The following is a 10,977-nucleotide window of genomic DNA, read 5'->3' as shown; positions in this document are numbered from 1 at the left end:
CGGGCGTTTAGCTCAGCTGGTTCAGAGCATCTGCCTTACAAGCAGAGGGTCGGCGGTTCGAATCCGTCAACGCCCACACTTCCGAAAAAGACTGCATCACAAGAATGGTGTGTTTTTTCCTGTTTTTCAGTTCTTCTTCACGATTGGCGAAGGGTCATTAATTCTGGTCTAATGGACATTTCGGGTGATAGGCATGCGCTTTAATAGTGTCTGGTCAGGTACTCGTTAATAAGCTTTTTTCTGTGTTCAGCACTCAGTCCGCTATGTACGCGTAATTTGGTCTTGATGTCCGAGAAGATGCCCTCCAAACCGTTGTTCGTATTAGGGAGCCCAATCGGGACAGTCATAGAAAGTCCATAGTAGCGTCATGTTCCGCTTGATGCTTAGGTACGCGCTTCGCAGCCTTGGACGTATGTATGGTGGTGTTTTCTTTTTGAGTCGCCTGTCATGTACGCGCTCATTGGGGATTTCTTTGTTCTGTTCGTACTACTCGTTAAATGCTCCTACAAAGTTCTCCTTGTCCATTTCCGTGATCCCATTTACAAAGTCCAGCAACTCCCGTGATGTATCCAGTTCCAGTTCCTGTGTCAGGTAATGCTGGACTGCTGGACGATGAGAATCTGATGAAACTGACATAGCTGAACGGGATAAGGACGCAGTGCCTGCGCCAGGCCACGGATTCCGTCAATCACCATGCCGTATATCCTGAAGCCGTGCTCCTTCAGCTACTGGACACCCTCCATATAAGAGGCTATCGTCTCGTGTGTTACATTTTTGCGCCATAGTATCCGCTTCCGAAGGGCATCCTTGATGATCATCAGGCCGAAGTTGCACCCCCAATACATGGTGTCCATCTGGATGATCACTTGTCTGTACTTGGATATTTTCTGAACATACCGCATGCCTTTCAGGTCACGACGGATAGTTCTCTCGTTGACACACCGTACTTGTCGGCAAGCTGCGTCGCGGTTTGCTTGCTCTCAATGTAGTCCGTAATTAACGTGAGTTCGACGAATTCAAAACAATGCAAGCTGTGTGTCAAGCGTTCTCGTAACATTGATACACGGCTTCTTTGGAAAGCAGCAATATGCTGCAATTGCACTCAAAAAGGTTGACAATAAAATTATCAAAGGTTCTATGCCTTGAATGTGCCACTTGTGCTATATTTTTGAGTTCGTCATTCACGGTTTCGATAATGGCCCGTTTCCTGAGGAGTAGTTATAACAATTTTCGCTAATCACCAATTTTATGAGCATTTACAATTCGTCGAACTCACGTTAATTACTTGCGATTTATCGTGTCGTACTCCGCCCACAAAACGATGTCCGCGGCCATTACATTTGTACAATTGTTTTCGGCCTCTGAGGCCGTTCCAGACACCTCAGGAGACCCACAAAAAAAGCATTTTTTTAACCATATCAATGATAATCTTTACAAAGATAAGAATATCAATCATTTGTGAGAATTTTATCACCCAAAATGTCCATTAGGCCAAAGAAGTTACCTTTGTCTGTGGTTTGGTGAATTCGGCTACGAGTCTGTTATGTCACTTTCTTTCTCTCATAGAGAGATTTATAGGTATGGATTCTTATAATTGGAAAAAAATCGTATCTTTGCTGAAAGAAAGAGTTATTTGAAAAGCATGAGGAATATAGTGTAATAAAACAAGTTAGCAATTTCTTATCCATTGCCCATTCTCATGCAAGTTCTTCTTAATAGTTTGATACTCAAAGAATCTTTATCAAACTTCATTAAATATGAGGAAAAAATGTACTTTTGCAGGCAAATCAATAAAAGAAGAGTCTGATATATCACGCTCTGCAGGAACTTGCCAACCGTAAGCCATTGAAAGTAACTCCTCCCTCTGAAAAACTGTCCGACTATTATGGCAGCCACGTGTTCGACCGCAAGAAAATGCAGGAATACCTGCCCAAAGAAGCCTACAAGGCTGTAACCGATGCTATCGAAAAAGGGACCTCCATCAACCGCAAAATAGCCGACCTCATTGCCAACGGCATGAAAAGCTGGGCTAAGTCAATGGGCGTCACCCACTACACTCACTGGTTCCAGCCGTTGACCGACGGAACGGCCGAGAAGCACGACGGCTTCATAGAGTTCAGTGAGAATGGTGACGTCATCGAGTGCTTCTCGGGCAAACTGCTCATCCAGCAGGAACCCGACGCATCCAGCTTCCCCAACGGCGGTATCCGCAACACGTTCGAAGCCCGCGGCTACACGGCATGAGATGTCTCTTCACCCGCCTTCGTAGTAGATACCACCCTCTGTATTCCTACCATCTTTATCGCCTATACCGGCGAGGCCTTAGACTACAAGACCCCGTTACTGAAAGCCCTGAACGCCGTAGACAAGGCAGCTATCAACGTCTGCAAGCTGTTCGACAAGAACATCAACCGTGTATATGCCAACCTCGGCTGGGAGCAGGAATACTTCCTCGTCGACTTGGCCCTCTACAATGCCCGTCCCGACCTCTGCCTGACGGGCCGTACTCTGATGGGACACTCCTCGGCTAAAGACCAACAGCTCGAAGACCACTATTTCGGTTCCATTCCTCCGCGCGTCACAGCCTTTATGAAGGAACTGGAAATTGAATGCCACAAGCTGGGCATCCCCGTTAAGACCCGCCACAACGAAGTGGCTCCCATCTTCGAGAACGTCAACTTAGCCAACGACCACAACCAATTAGTCATGGACTTGATGAAACGCATTGCCCGCAAGCATAACTTTGTCGTCCTACTCCATGAGAAGCCCTATAGCGGCGTCAACGGCAGCGGCAAGCATAACAACTGGTCGCTCTGTACCGATACAGGCATCAACCTCTTCAGTCCTGGCAGCAACCCGAAGAGCAACATGCTCTTCCTCACGTTCCTCGTCAACGTGCTGATGATGGTCTACAAAAACCAGAACCTGCTGCGTGCTTCCATTGCCAGTGCCAGCAACCGTTTCGAGTTCCGTGCCGCAGGCTCCTCGGCCAACTGTGCCGCCACCATGATTGCCATTAACGCCGCCATGGCCAACCAGCTGAATGAGTTCAAGGCCTCGGTCGACAAAGTCATGGAAGAAGGTGCTACCAAGGATGAAGCCATCTTCCGAACCCTCAAAGAAATGATCATTGCCTCCGAACCCATCCGCTTTGAAGGTGACGGCTACTCCGAAGAATGGAAGCAGGAAGCTGCCCGCCGCGGACTGACCAACATCTGCCACGTGCCCGAAGCCCTGATGCACTTCGTCGATGACCAGGCACGTTCCGTCTTCATTGGCGAACACATCTTTAACGAGACCGAATTGGCCGGCCACCTCGAAGTAGAGTTAGAAAAATTTACCATGAAGGTACAAATCGAAAGTCGCGTCTTGGGCGACTTAGCCATCAACCATATCGTTCCCACAGCTGTCAGCTACCAGAACCGCCTGCTGGAAAACATCCGAGGCTTACGCGAGACTTTCTCACCCGAAGAATACGAAATACTCAGCGCTGACCGTAAGGAGCTCATCCGCGAAATCTCCCACCGCGTGACGGCCATCAAAATGCAGGTGCGCCAAATGACCGAAGCCCGCAAGGTGGCCAACCACATGGACAACTACAAGGACAAAGCTTTCGCCTATGAGGAAACGGTACGCCCTTACCTCGAAAGCATCCGCGACCACATCGACCATCTCGAAATGGAAGTGGACGACGAAATATGGCCCTTGCCCAAATATCGCGAACTGCTGTTTACAAAATAGCCTTTAACGGTTAGTATTCCACCGTATTACTAACCGTTTTTCACCCTTTTGTCCATCATTTCTGCACATTTTTTGGGCAAATGTATGTTATTTGAATTTTTCTTTCTACATTTGTGCTATAGAACATATCTGTGCAGCACTCATGGTAAAAACAAATCTGTCTGACATAAAAGTTCAGAAGCTTATCGCTGACATGTGGTCTCCTCTGAACGAAGAGCAACGGGAATATCTCGCTAATCATTTTACTCTTCAGAATTACAAAAAGAATGAAGTCATTTATTGTGAAGACGAGACCCCTACGCACTTAATGTGTTTGCTGAGTGGAAAAGTCAAAATATATAAAGACGGAGTAGGAGGCCGCAGCCAGATCATCCGCGTGATCAAGCCTGTCGAATACTTCGGCTACCGTGCCTATTTCTCAGACGAAGACTATATTACGGCCGCTGCTGCATTCGAACCGTCGGTCATCTGCCAGATTCCCATGAGTGTCATCACAACTCTTGTTACACAAAACAACGGCATAGCTATGTTTTTCATCAAACAGCTGTCCAAAGCCCTGGGCGTCGCCGACGAACGCACGGTCAACCTCACCCAAAAGCATATCCGCGGCCGTCTGGCTGAATCGCTCCTATTCCTCAAGGAAAGCTACGGACTGGAGGAAGACGGCTCTACGCTGAGCATCTACCTCTCACGAGAAGACTTGGCCAATCTTTCGAACATGACGACTTCGAACGCCATCCGAACGCTATCGCAGTTTGCCTCCGAACGGCTCATCACCATCGACGGACGAAAAATCAAAATCATCGAAGAAGAAAAGTTGAAGAAAATCAGCAAAATAGGATAAAGAAAAAAATCGGTTAGTGGTTCCCCACTAACCGATTTTTCATTGTTGCAGGTATCGCTCTGCCTCGATAGCTGCCATACAACCGCTAGCTGCTGCCGTAATGGCCTGCCGGTAGTGTGGATCGGCCACATCGCCCGCGGCAAACACACCCGGCACCTTGGTGCGTGGCGTACCCGGCTCGGTCAGGATATAACCTACTTCATCGGTATCCAAATAAGACTTGAAGATATCCGAATTAGGTTTGTGGCCGATGGCTAAGAAGAAACCGTCGATGGGCACGTCATAGCGCTCTTCGTTGGCCTCGCCCATGTGCTTCACCAGATGCACACCTTCCACGCCTTTCTCTCCATAAAGACCCACAGCATTGTGCTCGAACATCACTTCGATCTTCTCATTGCTCATCACGCGTTCCTGCATTACCTTCGACGCACGCAGGTAGGGCTTGCGCACGATGAGATATACCTTGCTTGCAAGGCTGGCCAAGTAGGAAGCCTCCTCGCACGCCGTGTCGCCACCGCCCACTACAGCCACCACCTTCTTACGATAGAAAAAACCGTCGCATGTAGCACAAGCACTCACACCCATGCCCGCATATTTCTTTTCATCCTCCAAACCCAGATATTTGGCCGTGGCGCCTGTCGCGATGATGATGGTTTCGGCCTCAATCACCTTCTCGCCGTCGATGGTAATCTTATAGGGTTTCGCACTGAGATCGGCAGCTGTAGCCATGCCGTAGCGGATGTCAGTTCCGAAGCGTTCGGCCTGCCTGCGTAAGTCTTCCATCAACTCCGGTCCACCAATTCCGGCAGGATAGCCGGGGAAGTTCTCCACTTCAGTGGTGGTAGTCAGCTGTCCGCCCGGTTGCAGGCCGGCATATACCACAGGTGCCAAGTTGGCACGTCCTGCATAGATGGCGGCCGTGTAGCCTGCAGGGCCTGACCCGATGATGAGGCATTTCACTTTTTCTATTTCCATACTGTGTTTACTATTTTTTATGTTCAAGTTTCAAATAATTCCCGGTTCAAGTTGATGACCTGAACGCCCATCTGCTACCGTAGGTCTATTACCTCCGCCGTCGGATAGGTATGCTTGTCGAAGGTGAAAAGTGTGTCATCGTAGGCCTGCCCCGTCCGATAAGCTTTTACCAGCACTATAACAGCTTCGCGGTCACCCCGACGAACGAGGCTCAACTTTGCAGGATGCAAGGTCTGCTTGTCAATATAGAGTATCAGGCACTGCAGTTCGCTACCTCGACGGCTGGCAGTCATCACCACCTTGTGGAGGCGTGGGTCGGCTTGCTTGCCCATCTTCAACGTATAGCCGTTCTTGTAGAGCGACAACCAGGCGTAAGGATTGATACTTTGCAGCTCTTCAGCCATAGGTTCGGATACATTCACCTCATCGCTCGTATCCAGATAGGTACACTGTGTCTGCCCGTCGAACCAGGTCGTGACGCCCTCGGCATCAAGGCGGAACTTCTCTCCCTTGAGACGGATACGCCCCTCGGACGTGCCTTCGGACGCGCGTATCTCGAATACTATCTCCACTCCCCCCGCTTGGCGAAAGGTATCAGACACGCGGTCGAGCAACTGACGGGCTTCCCCAACACCGCCCTGCGCGGCGGCTATCTGCCCCATGCAAAGAGAAACAAGCAGGCATAGTATTTTATTCAGAACACTCATTTTTGATGATTAAAATTAAAAACTTCTTCTGCGTAATTCAGCATCCAATTCCTCATTCATATTACATCTTACTCAAAAAGTCCTCCAATGATACGATGTCCGTAAAGTAGACATCGCGCGGCTTGCTGCCCTGCGCAGCTCCTACGATGCCCGCCTTTTCCAGCTGGTCCATCAGGCGGCCTGCACGGTTGTAGCCGATGGAGAACTTGCGTTGGATAAGCGACGTGGAACCCTGTTGGTGCGTCACGATTAGACGGGCAGCGTCATCGAAAAGCGGGTCCTTGCGCCCCAAGTCCATGTCACCCATATCGCTGCCACTGCTGTTCTCGTCCACATATTCGGGCAGGTAGAAGGCCGTAGGATAACCTTGTTGGCGGGCGATGTATTTTGTAATCTCGGCCACTTCGGGCGTGTCAATGAAGGCACACTGCACACGCACGGGGTCGGCCCCCTGTAGGAAGAGCATGTCGCCACGACCTATCAACTGGTTAGCACCCGGCCGGTCGAGGATGGTGCGTGAATCGACCATAGCCGACACGCGGAAAGCGATACGTGCAGGGAAGTTAGCCTTGATGGTACCCGTAATGATATTTGTCGTGGGTCGCTGCGTGGCAATGATCATGTGGATACCTACCGCACGTGCCAGCTGGGCAATGCGAGCTATAGGCAGTTCCACATCCTTGCCCGCGGTCATGATGAGGTCGCCAAACTCGTCGATTACCACCACGATATAGGGCATATATTTGTGCCCTTTCTCGGGGTTGAGGCGGCGATTTATGAACTTCTCGTTATACTCCTTGATGTTACGCACATGAGCAGCCTTCAGCAGATCGTAGCGGGTGTCCATCTCCACACAGATGGAGTTCAGCGTCTGCACCACCTTGGTAACATCGGTGATGATGGGTTCTGCCTCATCGGGCAGCTTCGCCAGAAAGTGATGCTCGATATCGGAGTAGATGCTGAACTCTACCTTCTTGGGATCCACGAGCACGAACTTCAGCTCAGCAGGATGTTTCTTATATAACAAGGAGGTGATGATGGCATTCAAGCCGACGGACTTGCCCTGACCCGTAGCACCTGCCACGAGCACATGGGGCATCTTGGCCAAGTCCACCATAAACACTTCGTTGGTGATAGTCTTACCCAAGGCGATGGGCAGCTCGTAGGTCGATCCCTGGAACTTCTTGCTGCCGATAATACTCTGCCCCGACACGATTTTGGGATTCGAATTGGGCACTTCAATGCCAATGGTACCCTTGCCCGGTATAGGCGCGATGATACGGATGCCCAGCGCCGAGAGGCTTAAAGCGATGTCGTCTTCCAATCCGCGGATCTTCGAGATACGCACGCCCTGTTCGGGAGTAATCTCGTAGAGCGTCACCGTAGGTCCTACGGTCGCCTTGATGGAACTGATTTCGATGCCGAAGCTGCGTAGCGTACTTACAATCTTGTCCTTGTTAGCTTGCTGCTCGTCCATATCGACGGTAGGATCGGCGTTGTCGTAGTGTTTCATCAGATCCAGCGTAGGGAAGCGGTAGTTCTCCAAGTCGAGTCTAGGGTTATAAGGTTCCAGTTCGAGGGCTTGATATTCCTCTTCGTCGTGAGTCTCCACCTGAAATTCGGGGTCGTCCGAGCGTGGTGTCTCTACCGGTTCCGGTTCGGCAACCTCTACCGTCATCTCCACTTCGCCCCTACGGCTGCCGGCAACGGCCGGATGTGACGGGCCATCCAATTCGAGTGAAATTTCCTGTGAAGACTTTTCCTCAGACCCTTCTTCGGACTCGGCCTCTCCTTCAGCGTTTCCTTTTACGGAAGGCTTAGGCTCTTCGGCCACACCAGATACCGGTGTCAAATCCGGGCGTTCCCTGCCTTCTGCCGTCCATGAAGTCGTAAACTCTTCGGGCACTTCTCCTTCTGCCTTCTCCTGCCCGTTTTTCTTCTTTCTCAGAAAGTCCAGGGCAAAAACACTCCGCAGCCACACCATCGTCCGGGCACTGAAATAGATTAGGAAACAAATGGCGGTCACCAGCAGCAGTAGCCACACGCCCGGCGCTCCTACCTGCGAAGCCAGCCAGCGGCTAACATTATAGCCATGCCTACCTCCCAAATAGATGAACGAATCTTCATACAAGCCGGCGAAGGCAAAGCCGAAGAATATTGAGAACCACACCAGCAGTAACGAACAGCAAATGAACCACCGCCACAAGCGGATGTGCCGCACCTTCATCAATTTCAGGCCTGCAACGGCAAGAAACACCAAAATAAAGAATGACGAAATGCCGAAACAATCGTTAATCAGATAGCTGGATAGTTGTGCGCCGCGCGATCCGGCATAGTTCTTCACGCCGTTGTCTACATCCATCAAATCCTTTCCGCTGCCCAAGTCGAGGATGCTCTGATCCGCCGCCCCCGTAAAGAAGAACGACGAGAACGCCAATAGAAGGTAAACGGAGAAGATGACGAACATCAAGCCCGCGATGAAGCGTAGTGTCTCGTTATGCCAAGCGGATGCCACCTTACGGAAGAAGGAGGGCAAGGCCGCCGTATCTTTTTCTAATTTGTCTTTTTCTTTTTTCATTGTCTTTCTTGTACGGATTTTCTTTTGGCAGTACAAAAATACGGAAAAATGAGCGGAGAGACCAAATGAAAAACCAAGTTTTCAGGCTCTCTTTTCCAAAACATTGTAAATAAAGTGATAATCAATGTATTACAGCACCATTCTTTCAACTAAGATAAATATTTTTCCGGCAGCCACACTCATTTCTTTTTCTCCACCCCGACGATCAAAAAGGTATGCCGCCATTTTGCTTCACCTCGTCCATTACAAACATGCTCGTAAGCGAACCGAGACTGTCGATAGCTCCCAGTACATTGAGTAAAAATTCCTGATAGTATTTCATGTCGGGGGCATGGATCTTCAGCAAATAATCGTACTCGCCGGAAATGTTATAGCACTCCGTTACTTCTGGAATATCTTTGATGACACGCACGAAATCGAAAGCGATGTCGCGATTGAGCCGGCGTAATTTCACGCAGCAAAATACGACAAATCCTCGATTGAGCTTGCCGGCGTCGAGCAAGGCGATGTACTTCTTTATATAGCCCTCGCCCTCCAGCCGTTTGAGTCGCTCGAACACGGGCGTAGTGGAGAGGTGCACCCTCGCCGCCAGCTCTTTGGTCGTGAGCCGCGCATTCTCCTGTAATACGCGCAGGATCTGCAAATCTATTTTATCGAGTGTTTCCATAAGAATATTTTTCTTTTCGGGCGGCTATTTGTTTATGCCGACAGTCGTTTATTTCTTTAACATCGCACAAAAATAGAATTATTTTCTGTATTTACAAAATTTCTTGTGCGTTTATTTCATCAGGAATATCTTTGCACAGAAAATATAACCAAAAACATAATAGAATATGAAACGAGAAAATCTTCATTTTGAAACCCTGCAACTCCATGTAGGACAGGAGCAGCCCGACCCCGCCACAGGCGCCCGCGCGGTTCCCATTTACCAAACGACCTCTTACGTATTCCGTAATTCGCAGCATGCTGCCGACCGCTTCGGCCTGCGCGATGCGGGCAACATCTACGGAAGACTGACCAACCCGACGCAAGGGGTGTTCGAGGAGCGCATCGCCGTACTCGAAGGAGGCACAGCGGCCCTTGCAGTAGCTTCGGGCGCAGCGGCCACGACGTATGCCATACAAAACATTCTCGGCGTGGGCGACCACATCGTGGCTGCCGACAATCTCTACGGCGGCTCGTTCAACCTTATCACGCACACACTTGCCACACAGGGCATTACGCATACGATCGTCAATGTCAACGACCTGAAAGCGCTGGAGGCCGCCATACGCCCCGAAACCAAAGCGGTGTATGCCGAAACGTTCGGCAATCCGAACTCCGACGTAACGAATATCGACGCGGTCGCCGAAGTGGCCCACCGCCACCATATCCCGCTGATTATCGACAACACATTCGGCACGCCCTACCTCATCAGGCCCATCGAACACGGCGCCGACATTGTAGTACATTCCGCCACGAAATTCATCGGCGGACACGGGTCGAGCCTCGGAGGCGTCATCGTCGATGGAGGCACATTCGATTGGAAGGCCAATGCCGACAAATTCCCGACGCTGGCCAAACCCGACCCAAGCTATCATGGCACCGTCTTTGCCGATGCGGCCGGCGATGCGGCTTTCGTTACGAGAATACGGGCCGTCGTCCTGCGCGATACGGGTGCCACCCTTTCGCCATTCAATGCCTTCATCCTGCTGCAAGGGCTCGAAACGCTTTCGCTGCGGGTGGAGAGGCATGTCGCCAATGCCTTGAAGGTAGTCGACTTCCTGTCGAAGCATCCGAAGGTAAAAAAAGTCAACCACCCTTCGCTTCCCTCTCACCCCGACCATGCGCTCTACCAAAAGTATTTCCCGCAGGGAGGAGGCAGCATTTTCACCTTTGAAATAAAAGGAGGCGAAGAAGAGGCATGGCGTTTCATCGACTCGCTGGAGATATTCTCGCTCCTGGCAAATGTGGCCGACGTGAAGTCGCTGGTCATCCATCCCTACACGACGACCCACTCTCAAATGACGCCCGAGGAGCTGGAGCAGCAGCACATCACGCCCGCCACGATACGGCTCTCCATCGGCACGGAACACATCGACGATATTCTCACCGACCTGCGACAGGCTTTCGATAAAATCTAAGGGGTTATC

The 10,977-nt window shown here is 50.5% G+C and carries 8 protein-coding genes, 1 tRNA gene and 2 pseudogenes; 4 read left to right on the top strand and 7 right to left on the bottom strand.

The genetic code is table 11. The features are described from left to right. The first annotated feature begins 1 nt into the window (after window position 1). Window positions 2–76: transfer RNA gene (locus tag Q0Z70_RS11665), tRNA-Val, on the top strand. A 649-nt stretch (window positions 77–725) separates the two neighbouring features. On the opposite strand, the gene Q0Z70_RS11660 is transcribed toward Q0Z70_RS11665, so the two are convergent. From Q0Z70_RS11660 to Q0Z70_RS11650, 3 genes and pseudogenes are all read right to left on the bottom strand, one after another. Further along, window positions 726–902, bottom strand: a complete 177-nt coding sequence (locus Q0Z70_RS11660; protein ID WP_298074725.1) for a hypothetical protein — start codon at window positions 900–902, stop codon at window positions 726–728. A 5-nt stretch (window positions 903–907) separates the two neighbouring features. Further along, the gene (locus Q0Z70_RS11655; RefSeq protein WP_298074722.1) at window positions 908–1,057 is read right to left on the bottom strand and encodes a hypothetical protein; all 150 of its coding nucleotides are present in this window, start codon (window positions 1,055–1,057) and stop codon (window positions 908–910) included. Next, window positions 1,017–1,218, bottom strand: a pseudogene (locus Q0Z70_RS11650) (transposase); the annotation flags it as partial. The pseudogene Q0Z70_RS11650 and the gene Q0Z70_RS11655, both read right to left, overlap by 41 nt. A gap of 585 nt (window positions 1,219–1,803) precedes the next feature. Here Q0Z70_RS11650 and Q0Z70_RS11645 point away from each other — a divergent pair. Then, a pseudogene (locus Q0Z70_RS11645) lies at window positions 1,804–3,741 on the top strand (glutamine synthetase III). 142 nt (window positions 3,742–3,883) lie between these two features. After that, a complete protein-coding gene (locus Q0Z70_RS11640; protein WP_298074720.1) occupies window positions 3,884–4,585 on the top strand; it encodes a Crp/Fnr family transcriptional regulator in 702 nt (233 codons plus the stop codon). Between the two features lie 39 nt (window positions 4,586–4,624). Here the strand turns inward: Q0Z70_RS11640 and trxB are convergent, their stop codons facing one another. From trxB to Q0Z70_RS11620, 4 genes are all read right to left on the bottom strand, one after another. Beyond that, window positions 4,625–5,560 (bottom strand): thioredoxin-disulfide reductase, encoded by a 936-nt coding sequence (trxB, locus tag Q0Z70_RS11635; RefSeq protein WP_298074718.1) that lies wholly within the window; start codon window positions 5,558–5,560, stop codon window positions 4,625–4,627. Window positions 5,561–5,634: 74 nt separating this feature from the next. Further along, a complete protein-coding gene (locus tag Q0Z70_RS11630; protein WP_298074716.1) occupies window positions 5,635–6,267 on the bottom strand; it encodes a LolA-like putative outer membrane lipoprotein chaperone in 633 nt (210 codons plus the stop codon). A 61-nt stretch (window positions 6,268–6,328) separates the two neighbouring features. After that, a complete protein-coding gene (locus Q0Z70_RS11625; RefSeq protein ID WP_298074714.1) occupies window positions 6,329–8,845 on the bottom strand; it encodes a DNA translocase FtsK in 2,517 nt (838 codons plus the stop codon). Between the two features lie 205 nt (window positions 8,846–9,050). Continuing rightward, window positions 9,051–9,512 carry an Lrp/AsnC family transcriptional regulator gene (locus Q0Z70_RS11620; protein ID WP_298074712.1) on the bottom strand — a complete coding sequence of 154 codons (462 nt, stop codon included), beginning with the start codon at window positions 9,510–9,512 and terminating at the stop codon, window positions 9,051–9,053. Between the two features lie 166 nt (window positions 9,513–9,678). Here Q0Z70_RS11620 and Q0Z70_RS11615 point away from each other — a divergent pair, with 166 nt between their 5' ends. Beyond that, window positions 9,679–10,968 carry an O-acetylhomoserine aminocarboxypropyltransferase/cysteine synthase family protein gene (locus tag Q0Z70_RS11615; RefSeq protein WP_298074710.1) on the top strand — a complete coding sequence of 430 codons (1,290 nt, stop codon included), beginning with the start codon at window positions 9,679–9,681 and terminating at the stop codon, window positions 10,966–10,968. Window positions 10,969–10,977: the final 9 nt, after the last annotated feature.

It is taken from the genome of uncultured Bacteroides sp., assembly GCF_947632445.1.
Lineage (GTDB): Bacteria > Bacteroidota > Bacteroidia > Bacteroidales > Bacteroidaceae > Bacteroides.
Note: the sequence above shows the minus strand (reverse complement) of the source record. Positions and strands in the feature narration are given on the sequence as shown.